The sequence below is a fragment of the Falsirhodobacter deserti genome, assembly GCF_004015795.1.
Lineage (GTDB): Bacteria > Pseudomonadota > Alphaproteobacteria > Rhodobacterales > Rhodobacteraceae > Falsirhodobacter > Falsirhodobacter deserti.
On sequence record NZ_ML137218.1, the window covers coordinates 1,187,106 to 1,208,522 of the forward strand.

Consider the following 21,417-nt stretch of genomic DNA (forward strand, 5'->3'; position numbering starts at 1 on the left):
CGTCAACCTGCTGCTTGACAGGCTGCGCCCACCGCAACCTATGATTGACGCAAGAAGGTCGTCAGGGACATTATCATGACCGAAACGGCACGGATCGGCTCCCTCTGGGTCGGGGGAACCCTGTCCTGGACGCAGATCGCCTCCATCCGCTCATTCCTTGAACTGGGGCATGATTTCACGCTGTTTACGTATCATGGCGTGCCGAATGCCCCTGAAGGTGCGCATGTCATGGATGCGCGCGAGGTTTGGGATGTCGATCTTCCCCGCCCCGCCGAAACAGAGGCTGCCACAAACCATGTCGATGCGTTCCGCACCTTCATGATCGCGCAGGAAGGAATGGTCTGGGCAGGCATGGATATCCTCGCCCTGCGCCCCTTCCCCGCCTCCATGAAATGGTTCCTGGGGCATGAGCGTTCGGAGCGTCAGCTTCTTTGCGATGCCATCGTGGGCATGCCGCATGGTTCCAGAACCCTTGGCGCGATGATGAACTTCCTGACTGCCGAAGCCCCGATCCCCCCCTGGGCGAAAGCCGGGACCCGGCGGCGGCTTCAGCGAATGCGCGACCATGGCGCCAGTGTCCCGCTTGAAGATCTTTCATGGGACACCACAGGATCCGAGGCACTGACATGGTTCGCCACCGAAGCCGGAGAGATGGAGCATGCGCTGCCAGCCAGCACCTTCTTCCCCCTTTCGTTCGACGAGCGCAAACGGCTGGTCAAGCCACCCGAACGTGAAAGCCTGATCGCGCAGCTTGAACAGGACCAAAGCCTGTGCCTTCGCATTTTCCAGCCGTGGCTGCAAAAGTTCACCAGCAACCTTCCCGGCGGCCTGCCCGCACGCACAAGTTGGCTCGGGTCGCATCTGGAAAGCCGGGGGCTGGCGGATTACGAAGCCATACCCACCCCTGCGGCAGGCAAGATCAGGTATGTGCCGACACCGGAGGAAAAGGCCGCCGAGCGGGCCGCCATCGCGCTGGATCCCGAAAGCTTCCTGTCGGATCTGGCGGCAAGAAGGAAGAACATCCCGGGCGGGGCAAATACATCCCCCAACGGCCGCATCACCCTTGTCACGATGGCCAAGGACGAAGGGCCCTATGTGCTGGAATGGGTGGCTTATCACCACCTGCTGGGGTTCACGGACATCCTTGCCTATACCAACGACTGCACGGATGGCACGGACGAGATGCTGGATGCGCTTGCGGGACTGGGCCTTGTGACCCGGATGGAAAATCCGCCCATACGCGACATGCCCCCGCAATCGCGGGCCTTGAAGCGTGCGGCGCATCATCCGCTGGTACGATCGTCCGATTACCTCATGGTGATGGATTTCGATGAGTTTCTGGCGATCAAGACAGAAGCGGGTGACGTGGACAGCCTGATCGACCTGATGAACCAAACGGATACGGACGCGATGGCCGTGACGTGGCGTTTCTTCGGATCTTCAGGCATCCAGCGATATGTCGAGGCGCCGGTCACCCGGCGTCTGGTCTGGGCAGCGGATGATGATTTCAACCCCGGTTATGGCGTGAAGACATTGTACCGGAACGAGGATTACCTGCGCATCGCGATCCATCGTCCCCGCGCGCAAAGCCATATCGAAAACCCGCCCGGGCTGCCGTGGATCAACGGATCGGCCCAGCCCATCGATGGGCGGGTCATGACGTGGCGGCAAACGCGGCATTCAAAGGGCTATGACTTCGCGCAGGTGAACCATTACGGCGTGAAAACGCATGAGGAATACCTGATGCGCCGCCTGCGGGGGGACGTTCTGAACAATCACGGCAAGTACGACCTCAACTATTTCCGCCGCTTTGACCGGAACGAGATCGAGGACAGATCGGCCCTGCGCATGGCTGACCGGCTGGATGCGCTGCTGGCCACGCTGCGCGCCGATCCGGCAATTGCCGCGGCCGAAGCCCTGATCCGCAAGCGCTTTGACGCCAAGCTGAAGCGTTTGCGCATGTCTGAAGGGTATCAGGAGGAGATGCGCGACATGGCCAACCAGTCGCGCATCATCACGGTCACCTAAAGATCGTGGAACCGGGCCCGCTGGCGTGCCGTCCACAGCACAGCGATGCTGTGGCCATCCTCGACCGGCGTTTCCGCCTCTACCACGCCTTCTTCATGCAGCCATGCACGGCGGCGCCCGTCGGCGAAGGGAACAGTCAGCGTTTCCTGCGTGCGGTCTTCGTCCAGCGCGCGTGTCATCGCCTCGATCAGCGGCAGCACGTTTTCACCTGTCAGGGCGGAAAGTGGGAAGACATGTTCCGACTGCGCACCCCGTTCAAGGATCGCAACCCGCGCAGGCCCTTCGACCAGATCGGTCTTGTTCCACACCTCGAACATCGGCACGGCAGGATCGACGCCAAGCGAGTTCAGGATGTCACCCACATCCGCCGCCTGTTCGGCGCTTTCGGGATGGGCGATGTCGCGGACATGCAGGATCAAGTCTGCCTCAAGCACCTCTTCCAGCGTGGCGCGGAAAGCGGCGACAAGCTGCGTCGGCAGGTCCGAGATGAAGCCCACCGTGTCAGACAGGATGATCTTCAGGCCGGTCGGCAGCTCCACGGCGCGCATCGTCGGGTCCAGCGTGGCAAACAGCATGTCCTTGGCCAGAACCTCGGCCCCGGTCATGCGATTGAACAGGCTGGATTTGCCGGCGTTGGTGTAACCGACTAGGGCCACCACCGGAAACGGCACCTTCCGGCGGGCCGCACGATGCAGCTCGCGCGTGCGGACGACTTTTTCAAGCTGCCGCCGGATGCGGATCATCTGCTCGTCGATGGCGCGGCGGTCAGCTTCGATCTGCGTCTCGCCGGGGCCACCCACAAAGCCCAGACCGCCACGCTGGCGTTCAAGGTGTGTCCAGGCCCGCACCAGGCGCGTCCGCTGATAGGACAGCGCCGCAAGTTCCACCTGCAGCACCCCTTCCCGCGTGCGGGCACGGTCGGCGAAGATTTCCAGAATCAGGCCGGTGCGGTCCAGAAGCTTGACGCCCCATTCCTTTTCAAGGTTCCGCTGCTGAACCGGGGAAACAGGGCCGTCCACCAGCACAAGAGACACCTCTTCGGCCTTCATGCGGGCGCCCAGTTCATCCATCTTGCCGGATCCGAACAAGGTTCCGGGCGCGACCTTGGATATGCGGACAACCTCCGCCCCAACGACATCAAGGCCCGGAAGCGCCGCGGCAAGCGCCACCGCTTCGGCAAGACCGTGTTCTGGCAAGCGGCGCGACTGGCTTGCCTTAAGGTCGGGATGCAGGACATAGGCGCGCGTAAGCGCGGCCTCGGTTTCGTGCGGGGCACCCCGCGGGGTATCGTTATCGGTAATCAGTCTTCACCCTCGTAAAGGTTGATGGGCGCACCCGGCATGATTGTCGAGATGGCATGCTTGTAGACAAGCTGAGATTGGCCGTCGCGACGCAGGAGCACGCAGAAATTGTCGAACCAGGTAATCACACCCTGCAACTTCACCCCGTTGATCAGGAAGATCGTTACAGGCACCTTGGCCTTGCGAACGTGGTTCAGGAAGGCGTCCTGGAGGTTCTGCTTGTCAGCGGCCATTCGCGTTTGCCTTATCGTTATTATGCGTCTTATCCCTCGCCCGCCGGCCATGGGCCTTGCGGTGCATATCCACTATGAAGCGGAAAAGGGCGATGTTCCAGACCCAAACCGCTGATCAGCGACGCCACGTTGCAGGGGTGATCAGCGCAAGAACCGCCAATGTTTCCACACGCCCCAGCACCATGGCCGCCGCCAGAATGACCTTTGCCGCCGCCGTTTGATCCGACCACAGCACCGGCACCTCTCCCGCAACCCCTGCAAGGGGGCCGGTCGTGGTCAGGGCTGATATGGTGAGGATCAGCGCAGATTCAAACCCCACCCCCACCAGTGCCAGCGCCATCATGGCAACGGCGGCAGAAAGGGCGAAAAGCATCAGGAAGATCCACGCGACATAGGCCCCCTCGCCGCGGATACGCCGCGCGACCGGCCCGCCACCCCCGATGGAGGACGGGTGGATGATCCGCTGCATCTCGCGCTGCGAATGGCGAAAAAGGGCATAGACACGCAGCAATGTCACGCCGCCCGCTGCCGTTCCTACACCGCCGCCCACCACGGCCAGCCCCAGCAGGATCAGGCCGGAACTGTCCAGCCCTGACCAGCCCCGCGCCACATCCCACCCCCCCGAAACATACCCCGTCGTCGTCATGAAGCTGAGTGTCGTGAAAATGCTGCCCCAAAGCGCGTGTGCGAACTGCCCCAGCCCGCCGGTATAATCCACGTTGCCCAGCCAGTGGCGCAGGACCAGCATCGTCGGCGCGCTAAGCATCAGAAGTGCCGCGAACTGCACCTCGGGGTTGTCGCGCATGCGGAAAGACCGCTCGATCGAGGCGAGGCCGGGCAGCATCCTTCGGGTGATCGCCACTGAAAAGAACAGGAAGACGAACATCTCTCCCATGCGAAGGCCGGGCTGCTGCGCGAAGTCCACGCCCGGATAGATGCCGGACGTGGAAAGCGTGCCCATGGCGAAGGACAACGCGAAGATCCCCGGCTCTCCGCTGACCAGCAGAAGTGCCCAAAGCACCAGTGTCAGGCCGGTATAGACGGGAAAGATGCGTAGCGCGTGATGCTGGATCCGCTCTGAAGGATCGGCAACCTCGATCCATGCGCCAAGGGCGGGACGGCCCGGCGGACGGCCCGAGATGACCTCGATCCCGCCAAGGTTCATCGGTGCCATGACCGCAACCGCCGTCAAGATCACGAAGAACCCGCCCAACCAGCCGACAAGCGCCCGCCACAGGTGCAGCGTGTCGGGCAGACGCCCCGGCGTGTCGTACAGCGTCGCGCCCGTGGTCGTGAAGCTGGACAGCATCTCGAACCACGCGTTGAAGAAGCTTGTATCCGGCACTGTCCAGTTGAACGGGATCGCGAGCACAAGCGGCATCACCAGATAGGCCGCGAGCATCGCTGCCAGATGGCCCCGCGCCACGTCTTTCGAGCGGCGGTTCGCGGTCGCGATGGCCAGCATTGCCGCGACGATCAGAACCAGCGTCCCGGAATAGAAAAAGGCCCGCGAAACGGGCATGTTCCCCCGCACCAGCGCATGGCCGGCCGGAAGATACATGAAAGCGCCGCCGATGATGCCAAGCCAGATCAGCAGCGGAAGTCGTGCAAGGCGCGACATCAGAAGAAGTCGATGGAAACTTGCAGCAGGCGTTCCACCTCGGGAACGTCCGCACTCATGGCGAAGATGGCGATGATGTCGCCCTCCTCCACCCGCAGATCGGGGTCGGGCTTCATCATCCGGTCACCTTTCAGCAGCCCCCCGACCAGCACGCCCGGCGGAAAGGCGATGTCACGGATCATCTTGCCCGACATGGAAGAGGTTGAAAGGACCTGCGCCTCGATCAGTTCCGCCTCGGAATCGCCAATGGCATAGATCTGGCGAACCCGCCCGTGCCGGATATAGCGCAGGATCGATGAAACGGTGGTCGCCCGGGGATTGATATGGGCGTCGATGTTCAGCGGCCCCATCAGCGGCACCAGCGTCGGATCGTTCACCAGCGCGATCGATAACGCACATCCCGCCTCCTTCGCGCGAACGGCGGCCAGAAGGTTCGTCTTGTCGTTATCGGTCAGGGCAAGAACCGCATCGGCGCGGCCGATATCGGCTTCCTCCAGAAGAGAACCGTCCATCCCGTCGCCATTCAACACGATGGTCTTTTCCAGCGCGTCGGCGGCGGCTTCCGCACGGCCACGGTCATACTCGATCAGTTTCGCACGCACGCCATCGCGGCGCTTTTCCAGTGCCTGCGCCACAGCAAGCCCCACCGCGCCGCCGCCGATGATGACAACCCGTTCCTGTTTACGGCTGGCCTTTCCGAACACCTCCATCGTGCGGGCGACGTCATGCGAATGGGTGAAGATGTAAACGGCGTCCCCCGCCAGAAGCTGAACGCCCGCATCCGGCACGAACAGCCGCCCTTCGCGCCGGATACCGACCACGATGGCCCGCAGGGTGGAAAACAGCTCGTTCAGCTGGCGCAGCGGCGTGTGCAGAACGGGGCAATCCTCGTCCAGCGCAAGGCCCAGAAGCTGCGCGCGCCCTTCCATGAAGCTTTCAGTGTCAAAGGCCTGCGGGGCTGCCAGCCGTTGCAGCGCGGCCTCCGCCACCTCCTTTTCGGGGGAGATCACGACGTCGATGGGCATATGCCCCGAGCGGTACAGATCGGCATAGATCGCGTCGAGATAGCTTTGCGCCCGAAGGCGCGCCACCTTGCGCGGCACCTCGAAGATGGAGTGGGCCACCTGGCAGATGACCATGTTCACCTCGTCCGACCGGGTGGCCGCGATGATCATGTCGGCATCCTTGGCGCCCGCCCGTTCCAGCACATCAGGATAGCTGGCGAAACCGATAACACCCTGAACATCAAGCGTTTCCGTAGCACGCCGCACCAGATCCACCGTCATGTCGATGATGGTCACGTCATTGCGCTCGCCCGAAAGCTGGCGGGCGATCTGCCAGCCCACCTGCCCGATGCCGCAGATGATGACCTTCATGCCTGATCCTCGGTTCCGTTGCCCTTGACCACGCCAAGGGACTTCAGTTTCCGGTGCAGCGCCGAACGTTCCATCCCGACAAAGCTGGCCGTGCGGCTGATATTCCCGCCGAAGCGGTTGATCTGGGTCAGAAGGTATTCCCTTTCGAACAGTTCGCGCGCTTCGCGCAGCGCCATGGATGCGATCAGCCCGCCGATGCTTAACCGGCCATCCATCGCGGGGGCGCCTTCCAGGCCAGGCAGTTCGGCCGGTTCAATCGGGCCGGAGCCTTCGCCAAGGATCAGCACACGCTCGATCACGTTGCGAAGCTGGCGCACGTTGCCGGGCCAGGGCATGGTCTGCAAGGTCGCCTCGGCATCCGGCGACAGGCGGCGCAGCGGCAGCCCCTGCGCCTTGTGCAGCAGTTCAAGGAAATGCCGCGCCAGTTCGGGGATATCGTCACGCCGGTCGGCCAGCGACGGCACCGCGATTGGCACCACGTTCAGCCGGTCATAAAGCTCCTGCCGGAAGCGCCCGGCGGCAATCTCGGTTCGCAGATCCCGCGAGGTGGAGGAGATGACCCGCAGGTCGACGCGCACCTTCTCCACGCCGCCTACTCGTGTGAACTGCTGTTCAACCAGAACCCGCAGCAGCTTGGACTGGGTGCCGAGCGGCATCTCTGCCACCTCGTCCAGATAAACGACGCCGCCGTGGGCCTGTTCCAGCAGTCCCTTTTCCAGCCCCCGCTCGGTCGTTTCGCGGCCGAACAGCACATCCTCCATCCGCTCCGGCTCGATCCCGGCCGAGGACACGGTGACGAAAGCGGCCTCCCCGCGGGCAGAATTAGTGTGGATGTACCGCGCCGCCATTTCCTTGCCCGACCCTGCCGGGCCCGTCAGCATTACGCGCCCGTTGGACTTCGTCACTTTGTCCAGCTGCTGGCGAAGCGTCCGAAACGCCGAGGAGGAGCCGATCATCTCGGCCGAGGTGGTGTCGCGGCGACGCAGCTCGCTGTTTTCGCGACGAAGGCGGGACGTTTCCATTGCCCGCGTCACAACAACCATCAACTGGTCGATGTTGAACGGCTTTTCGATGAAATCATATGCGCCCTGCTTGATGGCGGCGACCGCGATCTCGATGTTGCCATGGCCCGAGATGATCACCACCGGCACATCGGGGTTGTTGCGCTTCACCGTCTTGAGGATGTCGATCCCGTCCATCCGGCTGTCCTTCAGCCAGATATCAAGGATGATCAACGAGGGCGGATCGGCGTTGATTTCGGCCATGCAATCGTCCGAATTGCCGGCAAGGCGCACGATGAAGCCTTCGTCGCGCAGGATGTCGCCAATCAACTCGCGGATATCACGCTCGTCATCGACGATCAGGATGCTGCTCATCTGCCTTCTCCGTTCTTGCGGCGGCGCGGAGTGCGCGGCAGACGGATTTCCGCCATCGCACCCGCATGATCATTTCCATCGAACACTGGCGCATCCGTCAGCGACAGCGTGCCCCCATGTTCTTCAACGATTTTCTTGACAATCGCCAAGCCCAGTCCCGTCCCTTTTTCACGTGTCGTCACATAGGGCTCGAACAGGCGCGATCTATCTGGCGGAAGGCCGCAGCCATTGTCGGCGATGCGGATCACAGCGGCCTCTGCCTCGGTGCAAAGCGAAAGACGTATCTCCGGGCAATAGTCTTTTACTGTCGATTTACCTGCCTCCTCAATGGCTTCACCGGCATTCTTCAACAGGTTTGTCAGGACTTGCGAGATCATTGTGGCGTCAAGATCCATCACGAGGGGGGTGTCCGGCAGATCCGTCTTGATATTCAGGCCGACCTGCAGGATTGCCGCATCTCGCAGGATCTTCACAAGGTCGTGTTCGCGACGATCTGGCTCCGGCATGCGGGCAAACCTTGAAAATTCGTCGATGATGCGCCGCAGGTCATTCGTCTGCCGCACGATGACGTCGGTATATTGTTCAAGATCACCCGCCATATCACCGACCAGGGGACGGAACTTGCGCTTGATGCGTTCGGCCGAAAGCTGGATCGGCGTCAGCGGGTTCTTGATCTCGTGCGCGATGCGGCGCGCCACGTCGCCCCATGCGGCCAGGCGCTGTGCGCTGACAAGATCCGTCACGTCATCGAACGCAATTACATAGCCTTCAAGCCCTTCAGGCGTTTCCCGCACCGACATGCGTACAAGAAGGCTTTCCAGCTTCCCCTTGCGCGAAATTCGCAGCTCTTCCTGTACGGTGCCGCCCATTTCGCGCAGGCGGGCGAACAGCGGCGCGAATTCCGGTACCGCCACGTCCAGCGGCAGATCGGTAGAATCCATGTCCAGCAGGCGGCGGCCGGCACGGTTGATGAAATCCACCCGCCCCTGCGCATCCAGACCGATCACGCCCGATGTCACCGAATAAAGCACCGAATCGAACAGCCTGCGCCGCCGTTCCACCTGCGCATGGCTGTGTTCCAGATCGTCCCGCTGGCGCTTCAACTGACGCGTCATCTGGTTGAACAGCCGGCCCAGCATGGCGATCTCGTCATCGCCATCCTCCTCAGCCACCTGAACGTCCAGATCGCCCCCGCCAACGCGCTGCGCCGCGCCTGCCAGACGGCCCACCGGCCCCGAAAGCCGTTCGGCGAACCACAGTCCCAGCCACACGGCAGCAAGGATCAGGATGACGGCAAAGCCCAGATAGAGCAGCGCGAATTCGAACAGCATCCGGCCGCGATCCGCCTCAAGCTGGTGATAAAGATGCACGGTTTCGCGCGTATCGTCCAGCAGGCTCAGGATCTGGCCATCCACCTCGCGCGTGACATAAAGATAGCGGTCGGGAAACGCCTCAAGGTGCACGATGGCGCGGAACTCGTTATGGGACCAATCTTGGATCACCGCCACGCCGTCCTGCTGTGCCTGCACAATCTGGGCTCGCGTGGGGCGGTCGAAATCGAACAGGTAGCTGCGATCACCCCGCGTGCGAAGCTCCCCCCCGCCATCGATCAGGTACGCCTCGCGCAACCCTCGTTGCACAAGCTCCTGCCCTTGCGAAAGGATGGGGCGCAACTGGTCATCCTGAAGGAAGAAGGTGGTGCGCTTGGCCGTGTCCAGATATTGCGCAAGGGCGCGGGCGTCGTCGATCAAGTCCTGCCGATGCTCCGCCTCATAGGCTTGCGCGGCTGCCAGCGAATTGCCAACAACACGCTGCACCCTGTCAGAGAACCAGCCTTCAAGACCGATGTTCAGCGTGATGACGGCGAAAACTGCGACAAGAATCGTCGGGATCAGCGCCACCAGCGCGAACACGCCCGAAAGCCGCAGGTGCAGGCGTGATCCAGCCGAACGGCTGTGCCTGTCGGCGACGATCTGCGCCACGCGCGCCATCACCAGCGCCGCCACGACCAGCACATAGACAAGGTCCGTCAGCAGCACGAGACGCAGCGCCGGCGATCCGCTGGACAGTTTCAACGGCCCAAGAAACAGCAGCGTCAGCCCCGTCAAGACCGGACCAAGCGCGACCAGTGCGAAGGTCGCAGCCGTTTGCACCTTGCGCTGGCGGCGAAGCCGCGACAGGCGCATGAAGGTGTTGTTGCGTGCCGCAGATCGCACGGAGACGCTTGCCCTCATTCGACGGGAAACTTTACCCACATGACCCACCGGATAGGCGTGCCTTCTGTTGCGCTTTTACATCAGCTTCCGGCGGCGTGTCACGCGAATATCCAGTTCGGTGATTTTCTTGCGCAGTGTATTGCGGTTGATCCCAAGCAGATCGGCACATTTCGCCTGGTTGCCGGCTGTCGCATCCAGTGCAATCTCGATCAGCGGACCTTCCACCTCGCGCAGCACGCGCTGATAAACGCCCGGCGACGGTAAGGCCCCGCCATGCAGATCGAAATACCGCTTCAGATGCCGTGCGACCGAGGCTGATAGCTTCTCGCCCTCGCCGCCGCCACGAAGGGGTTCCATGGCGGGCTGGTTGCCAAGAACCGCCTCCACCTCGGCCTTTGTGATCTCTGCCTCGGCCGAGGTGACGACAAGCCGCCGCAGGGTGTTTTCAAGCTGCCGCACGTTTCCGGGCCAGTTATAGGCGCGGACCATCTCCCGCGCCTCGGGGGAAAGCCGGCGGGTGGACCCCGTGTCCCGCTCTCCACGTGCAAGAAAATGTTCGGCCAGAAGCGGAATATCGTCCACACGTTCGCGCAGGGCCGGCACATGCAGCGTCACGCCGCCAAGGCGATAGAACAGGTCCTGCCGGAAGCCCCCCTGTTCCATCCGGGCCTGAAGATCGGATTGCGAGGTTGCCATGATCCGCGGTGCGGAATCGCCCAGCTGATCCAGCAGGCGGACGATGCGGGCCTGCGTTTCATCATCGTAGTCGGCCACTTCATCAAAGACGAGGCTGCCGCCGCGGGCCTTCGACAATAGCGTGGCCGCGGCGTCCGGGCCATGCAAATCCGCCGGTTGCGCCACCACGAAAGGCTGCGCGCGCCGGTCGGAAAAATCGTGGATCGCGCGCGCGATCAGCGACTTACCGGTGCCCGATTCGCCGGTGACCAGCACGGGCAGATCGGTGTTCATCACCCGCGCCACCAACCGGTAAAGTGCCTGCATCGCCGGGGTGCGGCCAACCAGGGGCAGATCGTCCCCGCCCTCGCGCGGTTGAACGGGGCGGGCCGAGGCGCGCCGCTTGGTATCCAGCGCGCGCGCCGACCGCTTCATCAGGTCCGGCAGATCGAACGGCTTGGGAAGATAATCGAACGCTTCCGCCTCTGCGGCCTGAATGGCTGTCATGATGGTGTTCTGGGCCGAGATGACGATGACCGGCAGGCCCGGCCGCAGTCGCGCGATGCGCGGCAGCGCCTCCAGCCCGTTGCCGTCGGGCATCACGACATCCGAGATGACCAGATCCCCCTTGCCCTCTTCCACCCACCGCATCAGCGTCAGAAGGGACGAGGTGGCATGGACCTTGCAGCCCGCCCGCGTCAGCGCCTGGGTCAGCACCGTGCGGATGGTGCGGTCGTCATCTGCGACAAGGATCGTGCCGTCCATTCAGTTCTCCATCTGGTTTGATGTTGCCATGCGCGGGGCAACGGGCAGTGACACGCGGAACACGGTGCGGCCGGGAACGGAATCCACGCCGATGATCCCGCGATGGTCGGACACGATCTTCGACACCAGCGCGAGGCCAAGCCCTGTGCCGTTCTCACGCCCCGAAACGAAGGGATCGAACACTTGCGCCGCGATTTCGGGCTTTATGCCCGGGCCGTCATCGATGATCTCCACCTGCAGCGGGACGGTGCCCCCGCCATCCGGCCGGCGCAGGCGCAGTGACAGGTCATAGAAGGTCCGCAGGCGAATGGTGCCGCCGCCCGACCCTGCCGCCTCGGCCGCGTTCTTGATCAGGTTCAGGAACACCTGCATCAACTGGTCCGGATCGGCATAGGTCATGGGCAACGAAGGATCGTAATCCTCCACGATCGTCATCTGCGCGGCAAACCCGACCATCGCCGAGCGGCGGGCCTTGTCCAGCGCGTCGTGGATGTTCACGGGGCGAAGTTCGGGCGGGCGGACATTGCCGAACTGCTCCACCTGCTCCAGCAACTTCACGATGCGGCGCGTTTCCTCCACGATCAGATCGGCAAGTTCCCGATCCTCGGGCGCGAGGTTGACCGAGATCAGCTGCGCCGCACCCGATATGCCGGCCAGCGGGTTCTTGATCTCATGCGCCAGCATTTCCGCCATGCCGATGGCCGACCGTGCGGCAGACCGGACGGCGGCGGCCTTGCCCAGCCTGTCGGCAATCTCGCGCGGCCAGATCAGCAGCATGACTGCCCCCGGCACATCGGCGAAGGGTGCGATCTGGATGTTGCACTGGATCGGAGGGCGTTCCCCCGTCGTCACGTCCACATCATTGATGGACATCGCGCCTTGGTTGCGGCGCACGCGGGCGATCGCCTCGTCCATCGGCGCATCGATGGAAAGGCGGTCCAGCACCGGCTCGTTCAGCAGGCTTTTCTCTGACGCGTTCAGGAAGCTTTCCGCCAGCGGGTTGATCGCGATCACTGCATCCTGTGCATCCACCAACAGGGCGGGAACGGGAAGGCTGGACCAGATCGACGCGTCGCTGGGGAGGGTCATGCGGCGATCGCCTTCTGGCTGAACGCCCCGTGCAGCGCGTCGATCACCTGTTCTGGATCGTTCAGTGTCAGCACGTTTCCTTTGGGCGCCCCGGCGGCCTCCAGATACCAGCCCAGATGCTTTCGGGCGACCTTCACGCCGAGTTCGATGCCATAAAAATCCAGCATCGCCGTATAGTGGCCGATGACCATATGCGTCAGATCTGCACCTGCCGGCACTTCGGGCGCAGCCCCTCCGTGCAACGCCGAGGCGATCTGGGCCAGAAGCCACGGGCGTCCCTGCGCGCCGCGCCCCACCATGACGCCGTCTGCCCCTGACTGGCGCAACGCCTCGGCGGCAGCGGCAGGGCTGGTGATGTCACCATTGGCGATGACGGGAATGGTCACCGCCTCCTTTACCGGCCGGATTGCGGCCCAATTGGCCTGCCCCTTGTAGAACTGGCAGCGCGTGCGCCCGTGGATCGTGACCATGCGGATGCCGGCCCCTTCGGCCATGCGGGCGATCTGCGGTGCGTTCAGGCTGTCATCATCCCAGCCAAGGCGCATCTTCAGCGTGACAGGAACGGAAACCGCATTCACCACCGTTTCGATCAGGCGCAGCGCAAGATCAGGTTCCCGCATCAGCGCGGACCCGCAGGCCCCGTTGCCGCTGGCCGAGGTGACGCGCTTGGCCGGACAGCCCATGTTGATATCGATGATGCGTGCGCCCTGCCCCTCGACATAGCGCGCCGCCTCGGCCAGCCAGTGCGGATCGCGCCCTGCAAGCTGGACCGAGGTGGTCTGATCGCCCAGTCCCAGTTCCGCCTTCGCCCGTGCTTCGGGCTTGGCCTGCACGACCTCTTGGCTGGCGACCATTTCGGAAACAACGAGGCCCGCCCCGAACCGCGAAACCAGCTGGCGGAACGGCAAGTCGGTGATGCCGGCCAACGGGGCCAGCAGCACGGGCGGGTCAATGGTTACGGAGGCGATCTGAATGGACAACTGCCTAATCCTTGAGCGTCAGCCTTCGGGGTACGCCCTGCGCCAACGATTTACAATTTGGTTGCAACCGCATCAACGCCCGGAAAGGTGTTGATGATGCTTTATTGTGCGCCATGCACAGTTCGTGGGCGCAGGCGACACTTTCCTTGAGGGGTGGAGCATGCCATAGCAAGGAAATGACCACAGTTGCCATCATCGTCGCCGCAGGCCGCGGCAGCCGTGCCGGCGGTGGGCTGCCCAAGCAGTGGCGGCCCCTGAACGGGCGCCCGATCATCGCGCACACGCTGGAAGCGTTTGCCGGACTTCAACGCCTTCTTGTGATCCACCCCGATGATCGCCCCCTTGCCGAACCGCTGGAGGTGGAGGTTGTGGAGGGCAGCGACACACGCGCCGGATCCGTGCTGAACGCCTTGCGTGCATTGGAAGGGCGCGGCGTCACGCGCGTTCTGATCCATGACGGTGCCCGCCCGCTGGTGCCGCCCGCCGTGATCGCGCGTGTTCTGGCAGCGCTGGAGGCCTCCCCCGGCGCCGCACCCGCACTGGCTGTCACCGACGCGCTTTGGCGGGGCGAGGCGCATGTTTCCGGCACGCAGGACCGAACGAACCTTTGGCGGGCGCAAACCCCGCAGGGCTTCCGCTTCGACGCCATCCTTGCGGCCCATGAGGCGCATCCGGGCGGCGCCGCGGATGATGTGGAGGTTGCCCGCGCGGCGGGCCTTGACGTCGCCATCGTGGAGGGCGACGAATCCAACCTGAAAGTGACATGGCCCGACGATTTCGCGCGGGCCGAGCGGCTGTTGAAAGGGCGCGACATGGATATCCGCATCGGCAACGGCTATGACGTGCACCGCTTTGGCGAGGGGGATCACGTCTGGCTTTGCGGGGTGAAAGTTCCGCACGGACGCAGCCTTCAGGGGCATTCGGATGCGGATGTGGGGATGCATGCGCTGACCGATGCGATCTATGGCGCGCTTGCCGAAGGGGATATCGGGCAGCACTTCCCCCCGTCGGACATGAAATGGAAGGGGGCGGAAAGCCACATCTTCCTGCGCCACGCGATGGAACGGGTGGCCGCGCGCGGATATCGCCTGATGAACTGCGACGTGACGCTGGTGTGCGAGCGTCCGAAGATCGGTCCCCATGCCGAGGCAATGCGCGAAGCTCTGGCCGCGATCATGGGGGTGGAGGTCGGCCGCATCTCCGTCAAGGCGACAACATCGGAGCGGCTTGGCTTCACGGGCCGCGAGGAAGGCATCGCCTCTGTCGCCACCGCGCTTCTGATGAGGGACTGACATGACGCGCTGGATCTGCCTTGGTTTCGGGCTGGGCCTGTTGCGACCGGCCCCGGGAACCTGGGGCTCTGCCGGGGCGTTGATCCTTGGGCTGCTGATCGATCGGTATCTTGGTTTCCCCGCGCTGGTCGTCGCGACGGTTCTTGTGACCGTCGTTGGCTGGTGGGCCTTGGGTCACGAACTGCGCGGCGAGCATGAGGATCCGTCCGAATTCGTCATCGACGAAGTCGCGGGCCAATGGCTGGCGCTTCTGTTTCCCGCCGCCGCGTTCTGGTGGCACGGAGTGGAGAATTGGGCCGTCATCGCCTATCCCGGATGGGTGGGTGCGTTCCTGTTCTTCCGCCTGTTCGACATCTGGAAGCCGTGGCTGGTCGGCCGCGCCGACCGGAGGGGCGGCGTGGCCGGGGTGATGGCCGACGATCTTTGGGCCGGATTGTTTGCCGGTTTCGCCACGATGGTGGCCGCCGGCATCGCACATGGAGTGTTGATGTGAGCTGGATCGATTTCCAAAAACATGCCGAAGAAACCGGCATAACCATCGCAACCGCCGAAAGCTGCACCGGCGGCCTGATTGCCGCCGAGATCACGCGCAACCCCGGTTCCTCCAAGGTGTTCGAGCGTGGGTTCGTGACCTACTCCTACCCCTCCAAGGTGGAGATGCTGGGCGTTTCCCCCGAGACGCTGGATGCCGAAGGCGCGGTATCCGAAGCCGTTGCCGCCGAGATGGCGCAAGGCGCACTTGACCGTTCGCGGGCGACGATCGCCGTCAGCGTGACAGGCGTTGCTGGCCCCGGCGGAAGCGAGAACAAGCCTGAAGGGCGCGTCTGCTTCGGCCTTGCCATGCAGGATCACCCCACGGTGACGGAAACGGTCGATTTCGGCGCCCTTGGCCGAAGCGCGGTGCGGGAAGCGACGATGGCCCACGCGCTGAAGATGCTGCGCGCGGCCACCGGCATGGATCAGTTGCCCGAACCGTAAAGCTCTGCGGCCCGCGCCTCGAAGGCGCGGACGATCCGCTGCATCGCCTCGTTGAAGACCATCCCGATGATGCCCTGCAGGATGGCGTTGCGGAATTCGAAATCAACGAAGAAATCCACCTCGCAGCCGCCTTCCGGCAGGTCGCGGAAGGACCAGGTGGATTTCAGATACTTGAACGGGCCGTCCAGATATTCGGTATCGATCTTGTTCTGTTCGGGCCACAGCGTCACGCGGCTGCCGAACCGTTCGCGAAATACCTTGAACGAGATCACCAGATCGGCTTCCATCATCTCTCCGCCGCCCTCGACCGGCGTGCGGGACCGGATGCGCGCAGCCGAGTTCCACGGCAGGAATTTCGGGTAAGAGCCGACATCGGCCACAAGATCGAACATCTGCGCCGCCGTGTATGGCAGGCGGCGGGTTTCGTGATGGGTCGGCATGGCATCCTCCGTGACTTCCCGAGAGGTTTTCGCTACTCGGGTCCACATGTGCAAGGGGATAGCATGACGAAACGTTCCTACGAAATTGACCAGATGATCTCGGCCAAGGCCATTGCGGCACGGGTGGAGGATCTGGCACGCGAAATCACGGCCCATTACGAGGGGACGGAAAAACTGGTGGTGGTGGGCCTGTTGCGCGGCAGCTTCATCTTCATCGCGGATCTGGTGCGCGAGATCGGCCTGCCGGTGGAGGTCGATTTCCTTGAAGCCTCCTCCTATGGCGATGCGATGCAATCCAGCCGCGAGGTTCGCATCCTGAAGGACCTGCGCGGCGAGGTTGCGGGCCGCGACGTGCTGGTGGTGGAGGATATCGTCGATACCGGCTTCACCCTGTCGCATGTGACGGCGCTTCTGCGGTCGCGCGGCCCCAAAAGGCTGGAGGTTTGCGCCCTGCTGGACAAGCCTTCCCGCCGCGAGGTGGACATGAAGGCGACATGGACCGGCTTCACCATCCCCGACGAATTCGTGGTGGGATACGGGATCGACTTTGCCCAGTCGAACCGCAACCTGCCCTATATCGGCAAGGTACGGTTCACGGAGGATACATGAACCTGATCTGGTTCCTTCGCATGGCGCAATGGGTGCGTCACCCTCCGCCGATGTGGAAGGTGATCCTCGTGCTGTGCGTGATCGCGGCCTGTGCCGCGCTGTTCATCGTCGAACGCTATGTCGGGTGGCCGGACTGGCTGACCACCAATGGCGGCAGCCGGCCAGTCCGCCTGAACTAGACCCGGCGGGCGAGGCAGAATTCCCAAGGCCCCAAGGTTACCGACGCGGCAGGCGGCTTTGCTCCCGTGTCGGTTCCCATCACCATCCAGTTCCCTTCCGGAGGGCGCGCCTCGACCGTTCCGTCGCCAAGGTTGAAGGCGCAGAAGATCGTCTCCACCCCCAGCCGCAGGAACTGGATCAGATCGCCCTGCGTCCAAAGGGCGTCCATCGCGCCATGCCGCAAGGTGGGATAATCGCGGCGCAGGCGCAGGGCTTTGCGGTAATGCTCCAGCATGGAGCCGGGCACACCCGCCTGCGTTTCCACCGCCCTTTCCAGGTGGGTGGACACAACAGGCAGCCAGGGCTTCTGCGCGGTGCTGAACCCGCCATTCGTGCCCTGCGTCCACGCCATCGGGGTGCGTGCCCCGTCACGTCCCTTGAACTGTGGCCAGAACTCCTTTCCGTAGGGATCCTGCAGATCCTCATACGCCAGCTCCGCTTCGGGCAGGCCAAGCTCCTCACCCTGATAGATGCAGGCGGAACCGCGCAGGCACATCAGAAGAACGGCATAGCTTCGAAGCGCCGCGTCAGAGGCATTCCAGCGCGTCGGCAGACGGACTGTGTCGTGGTTGGTATAGGCCCAGCAGGGCCAGGCGTCCGGTGCCGCACGGTTCATCCGGTGGAACGTTTCCTCCAGCAGCGGCGCCGTCAGCTTCTTGGGCTGCAACAGTTCGAACGGATAGCACATGTGGACCTTGTCATTGCCGGTCGTGTATTCGGCCATGATCTCCAGTCCGCGTTGCGCATCCCCCACCTCGCCCACGGCAGCGGCGGCGTAGGGTTCCATCACAGCACGCAGCTTGCGCAGGAAATCGAGGTTTTCCGGTTGGTTCTTGTCAAACAGGTGCAGCTGGTGGTTATAGGGGTTTACCGACGGCGCGATGCTGTCATTCCGAAGCTCGCGCGGAAGCGGCGGGTTGCTCCGCAGGTAACGGTCGCAGAAGTAGAAGTTGATGACATCGAAGCGGAAGCCGCTGACCCCCCGCTCCAGCCAGAAGCGCAGAACGTCCAGCAGCGCCTCCTGCACCTCGGGGTTGTGCAGGTTCAGGTCGGGCTGCGAGGCCAGGAAGTTGTGAAGATAATACTGCTCCCGCTGCGAGTCCCATCGCCAGGACGATCCGCCGAACATCGACAACCAGTTGTTCGGCACGGTGCCGTCGGGGCTGGGATCGGCCCAGACATACCAGTCCGATTTCGCATTATCACGGCTGAGGCGGCTTTCCTGAAACCAAGGATGCCGGTCCGAGGTGTGCGAGAACACCAGATCGACCATCACCCGCAGGCCCAGCGACCGGGCCTTCCGGATGACCGCGTCGAAATCCTCGTTCGTGCCGAACATCGGGTCGACGCGGGTGTAATCCTCCACGTCATAGCCGAAGTCCTTCATCGGCGATTTGAAAAACGGGCTGATCCAGATGGCATCGGCACCAAGATCCGCGATGTGATCAAGTCGCTGCTCGATCCCTCGCAGATCGCCCACACCATCGCCATCGGTATCCTGAAAACTGCGCGGATAGATCTGGTAGATCGTCGCTCCGCGCCACCAGTTCCTGTCGGCCCAGTCGACAGGCTTCGCTGCTGCGTCCATGCGCTCTCCTCGATTCGCCTAAGTCCAACATAAGACGGGATTTCGAAGTTGCGAGGGAACGAAGAACACCTAAACTCAAGTCAAAGGGAGGATTTCATGTCCAATCTCAGCCTCGTGGCCGATATCGGCGGCACGAACACCCGGATCGCCCTGTCCGACGGGCTTACAATACGCGAGGACAGCGTCCGCCGCTTTGCCAATGCAGATTTCACGGGCATCGACATGCTGGTGAAGCGCTTCCTTGTCGACGCGGGAGAGCGCATTTCTGGCGCATGCCTTGCAGTGGCGGGCCCCGTGGGCAACGGCGTGGCCCGCTTGACCAACCTTGACTGGACGATCGATCCCATCCGGCTGGCCGAGATCACCGGAACGTCATCGGTGGCGGTTCTGAACGACCTTCAGGCACAGGGCCATGCGCTTGGCCACATTCCGCTGCGAGAAATCCTGCCCGGCAAAGCAGCCCCCGAAGATGCCAGCCGCCTGGTTGTGGGCGTGGGAACGGGGTTCAATTCCAGCCCCGTTTACACTACGGCCTTCGGTCGTATCGTTCCGCCCTCGGAAAGCGGCCATATCAACCTGCCGGTCCGGACCGAGCAGGAGTTGCGCTTTGCGCGGCATCTGGAAACCATCCACGGCATCGCAACGGTGGAAGAAGCCCTGTCGGGGCGTGGCCTTGCCGCGATCTACGGCTTCGTGACCGGCAGCGAGCGCGCATCGAGGGAGATCATCCCGATGATCGGGCAGGACAGCGACGCAACCGAGGCGGCACGGATTTTTACCGGCCTTCTTGGTTCGGTGGTCGGCAATCTTGCGCTGCTTCACCTGCCCTTCGGCGGGATTGCGCTGTGCGGGGGGATGGCGCGGGCGATGGTTCCCTGGATGGGCCAGCTGGGCTTTGCCGAGGCGATGCACGACAAAGGCCGATTCTCCGATTTCGTGCGCGCCTTCCCCGTCAGCGTGATCGAGGATGATTACGCAGCCCTGAAGGGCTGCGCAGCAGCGATCAGGTGATCACGTCAGGCTCGGTCCGTCCGGTATGGCCAGCGATGTCCGCCAGTTCATGCGCAGCCTGGATCACCGGGGCCAGCGCGTCCTGCGGGTCGCGATCGAAGCCTGACTCGGCATACCGTTCCAGATAAAGGCGCAGGGTGGCACCCTGCGTGCCCGTTCCGGACAAACGCATCACGATGCGGCTGCCATCCTCGAACAGCACCCGGATGCCCTGCTTGGCCGACGTGGAACCGTCCACCGGATCAGTATAGCTGAAATCGTCGGCGGCAGCGACGGCCATGCCCTGCATGGTGCGCCCCGGCAGATCAGCCAGTGCACCACGCAGCGCGGCCACCATCTCGTCGGCCTTCTCCTTGTCCACCGCCTCGAAATCGTGGCGGGAGTAATAGTTGCGCCCGTATTTCTGCCAATGTTCGTTCAGGATATCGGCCACCGACTGCTTGCGCACAGCAAGGATGTTCAGCCAAAGCAGAACTGCCCACAGACCATCCTTTTCACGCACATGGTCCGAACCCGTGCCGAAGCTTTCTTCGCCGCAAAGGGTGACGCGGCCCGCATCCAGCAGGTTGCCGAAGAACTTCCAGCCGGTCGGCGTCTCGAACGCCTCGATCCCCAGATCCTTGGCAACGCGGTCCACGGCAGCCGACGTCGGCATGGAGCGGGCAACACCCGCGATCCCCTTGGCATATCCCTTCGCCAGATGCGCATTCGCCGCCAGAACGGCAAGGCTGTCGGAGGGGGACACATAGATGCCACGCCCCACAACCATGTTCCGGTCCCCGTCCCCGTCCGAGGCTGCGCCGAAATCGGGCGCGTCCGGGCCCATCATTTCGTCCATCAGCTCATGCGCCCAGGTCGGGTTGGGATCGGGATGCATGCCGCCGAAATCGGGCATGGGCGTGCCATGTGTCACGGTGCCTGCGGCGGCACCAAGGCGGTTCTCGATAATCTCGGTCGCGTAAGGGCCGGTCACGGCGCACATCGCGTCGAACCGCATGCGGAAGCCGCCCGCAAACATCGCGCGGATCGCGTCGAAATCGAACAGCGTTTCCATCAGTGCCGCGTAATCGGCAACGCTGTCGACCACCTCGACGGCCATGCCGTCAAGGCTGGTTTCCCCAAGGGCGTTCAGATCTACATCCTGCGCCTCGAGGATTTCATAGCTGACGATGGCTGAAGCCTCGCGGTACATCGCGTCGGTGATGCTTTCGGGGGCGGGACCGCCGTTGGGCATGTTGAACTTGATGCCGAAATCTTCATCCTCGCCGCCGGGATTGTGGCTGGCCGACAGGATGATGCCGCCATCCGTCTTGCGCTGGCGGATCAAGTTGGATGCGGCTGGCGTGGATAGGATGCCGCCCTGCCCCACGATGACCCGCGATGCGCCATTCGCTGCCGCCATGCGCAGGATAACCTGCACCGCGCGGTCGTTGAAATAACGCCCGTCGCCGCCAAGAACAAAGGTTTTGCCCCTGGCGCCCCCGATCGCGGTGAAGATCGCCTGAACGAAGTTTTCAAGGTAGTGCGGCTGCATGAAGACGCGCGTCTTCTTGCGCAGGCCCGATGTGCCGGGCTTCTGGTCGTCGAAAGCAACTGTCGGAATTGTCGTCATCTTCTGTC

The 21,417-nt window shown here is 63.2% G+C and carries 19 protein-coding genes; 7 read left to right on the forward strand and 12 right to left on the reverse strand.

Going from position 1 to position 21,417, the window contains the following annotated elements; translation table 11 throughout:
- Window positions 1-75 precede the first annotated feature (75 nt).
- Window positions 76-2,028, forward strand: a complete 1,953-nt coding sequence (locus tag JX25_RS06020; protein ID WP_128254155.1) for a glycosyltransferase family 2 protein — start codon at window positions 76-78, stop codon at window positions 2,026-2,028.
- On the opposite strand, the gene hflX is transcribed toward JX25_RS06020, so the two are convergent.
- The 9 genes from hflX to dusB form a co-directional block, all read right to left on the reverse strand.
- Window positions 2,025-3,332 (reverse strand): GTPase HflX, encoded by a 1,308-nt coding sequence (gene hflX / locus JX25_RS06025; RefSeq protein ID WP_128254156.1) that lies wholly within the window; start codon window positions 3,330-3,332, stop codon window positions 2,025-2,027. The genes JX25_RS06020 and hflX overlap by 4 nt on opposite strands.
- Window positions 3,329-3,562, reverse strand: coding sequence for an RNA chaperone Hfq (gene hfq, locus JX25_RS06030; protein WP_054303569.1), 234 nt, complete (start codon window positions 3,560-3,562; stop codon window positions 3,329-3,331). Before hfq ends, hflX begins: the two co-directional genes overlap by 4 nt.
- A 115-nt stretch (window positions 3,563-3,677) precedes the next feature.
- Entirely contained in the window at window positions 3,678-5,183 is a 1,506-nt protein-coding gene (locus tag JX25_RS06035) for a potassium transporter TrkG (protein WP_128254157.1), read from the reverse strand.
- Window positions 5,183-6,559: a Trk system potassium transporter TrkA gene (gene trkA / locus JX25_RS06040; RefSeq protein ID WP_128254158.1), complete on the reverse strand. Its 1,377-nt coding sequence runs from the start codon at window positions 6,557-6,559 to the stop codon at window positions 5,183-5,185. The genes JX25_RS06035 and trkA overlap by 1 nt, the downstream gene beginning before the upstream one ends.
- Window positions 6,556-7,935: a nitrogen assimilation response regulator NtrX gene (gene ntrX / locus JX25_RS06045; protein WP_128254159.1), complete on the reverse strand. Its 1,380-nt coding sequence runs from the start codon at window positions 7,933-7,935 to the stop codon at window positions 6,556-6,558. Before ntrX ends, trkA begins: the two co-directional genes overlap by 4 nt.
- Window positions 7,932-10,151 (reverse strand): sensor histidine kinase NtrY-like, encoded by a 2,220-nt coding sequence (locus tag JX25_RS06050; RefSeq protein WP_128254160.1) that lies wholly within the window; start codon window positions 10,149-10,151, stop codon window positions 7,932-7,934. Before JX25_RS06050 ends, ntrX begins: the two co-directional genes overlap by 4 nt.
- A gap of 75 nt (window positions 10,152-10,226) precedes the next feature.
- A complete protein-coding gene (locus JX25_RS06055) occupies window positions 10,227-11,591 on the reverse strand; it encodes a response regulator (RefSeq protein ID WP_128254161.1) in 1,365 nt (454 codons plus the stop codon).
- On the reverse strand, window positions 11,592-12,680 hold the full coding sequence (locus tag JX25_RS06060) for a two-component system sensor histidine kinase NtrB (protein ID WP_128254162.1): 1,089 nt from the start codon (window positions 12,678-12,680) through the stop codon (window positions 11,592-11,594).
- Entirely contained in the window at window positions 12,677-13,660 is a 984-nt protein-coding gene (gene dusB, locus JX25_RS06065) for a tRNA dihydrouridine synthase DusB (RefSeq protein ID WP_128254163.1), read from the reverse strand. The genes JX25_RS06060 and dusB overlap by 4 nt, the downstream gene beginning before the upstream one ends.
- A 176-nt stretch (window positions 13,661-13,836) precedes the next feature.
- Here dusB and JX25_RS06070 point away from each other — a divergent pair, with 176 nt between their 5' ends.
- Genes JX25_RS06070 through JX25_RS06080 form a run of 3 tightly spaced genes read left to right on the forward strand, consistent with a single transcriptional unit; the run spans window position 13,837 to window position 15,930 of the window.
- A complete protein-coding gene (locus tag JX25_RS06070) occupies window positions 13,837-14,952 on the forward strand; it encodes a bifunctional 2-C-methyl-D-erythritol 4-phosphate cytidylyltransferase/2-C-methyl-D-erythritol 2,4-cyclodiphosphate synthase (protein WP_128254164.1) in 1,116 nt (371 codons plus the stop codon).
- A 1-nt stretch (window position 14,953) separates the two neighbouring features.
- Window positions 14,954-15,445, forward strand: coding sequence for a phosphatidylglycerophosphatase A family protein (locus JX25_RS06075; protein WP_128254165.1), 492 nt, complete (start codon window positions 14,954-14,956; stop codon window positions 15,443-15,445).
- Window positions 15,442-15,930 carry a CinA family protein gene (locus JX25_RS06080; RefSeq protein ID WP_128254166.1) on the forward strand — a complete coding sequence of 163 codons (489 nt, stop codon included), beginning with the start codon at window positions 15,442-15,444 and terminating at the stop codon, window positions 15,928-15,930. Before JX25_RS06075 ends, JX25_RS06080 begins: the two co-directional genes overlap by 4 nt.
- On the opposite strand, the gene JX25_RS06085 is transcribed toward JX25_RS06080, so the two are convergent.
- A complete protein-coding gene (locus JX25_RS06085) occupies window positions 15,912-16,370 on the reverse strand; it encodes a type II toxin-antitoxin system RatA family toxin (protein WP_128254167.1) in 459 nt (152 codons plus the stop codon). The genes JX25_RS06080 and JX25_RS06085 overlap by 19 nt on opposite strands.
- Before the next feature lie 63 nt (window positions 16,371-16,433).
- On the opposite strand from JX25_RS06085, the gene hpt reads away from it, so the two are divergent.
- Both hpt and JX25_RS06095 read left to right on the forward strand, forming a co-directional pair.
- Window positions 16,434-16,979: a hypoxanthine phosphoribosyltransferase gene (hpt, locus tag JX25_RS06090; protein WP_128254168.1), complete on the forward strand. Its 546-nt coding sequence runs from the start codon at window positions 16,434-16,436 to the stop codon at window positions 16,977-16,979.
- Window positions 16,976-17,158, forward strand: coding sequence for a hypothetical protein (locus JX25_RS06095; protein ID WP_128254169.1), 183 nt, complete (start codon window positions 16,976-16,978; stop codon window positions 17,156-17,158). Before hpt ends, JX25_RS06095 begins: the two co-directional genes overlap by 4 nt.
- Here the strand turns inward: JX25_RS06095 and JX25_RS06100 are convergent.
- On the reverse strand, window positions 17,155-18,786 hold the full coding sequence (locus JX25_RS06100; RefSeq protein ID WP_128254170.1) for an alpha-glucosidase: 1,632 nt from the start codon (window positions 18,784-18,786) through the stop codon (window positions 17,155-17,157). The genes JX25_RS06095 and JX25_RS06100 overlap by 4 nt on opposite strands.
- A gap of 96 nt (window positions 18,787-18,882) precedes the next feature.
- Between JX25_RS06100 and JX25_RS06105 the strand changes: the two genes are divergently transcribed.
- Window positions 18,883-19,797, forward strand: a complete 915-nt coding sequence (locus tag JX25_RS06105) for a glucokinase (RefSeq protein WP_128254171.1) — start codon at window positions 18,883-18,885, stop codon at window positions 19,795-19,797.
- On the opposite strand, the gene JX25_RS06110 is transcribed toward JX25_RS06105, so the two are convergent.
- Window positions 19,790-21,409, reverse strand: coding sequence for an alpha-D-glucose phosphate-specific phosphoglucomutase (locus JX25_RS06110; protein WP_128254172.1), 1,620 nt, complete (start codon window positions 21,407-21,409; stop codon window positions 19,790-19,792). The two genes, JX25_RS06105 and JX25_RS06110, sit on opposite strands and share 8 nt — an antisense overlap.
- Window positions 21,410-21,417 lie beyond the last annotated feature (8 nt).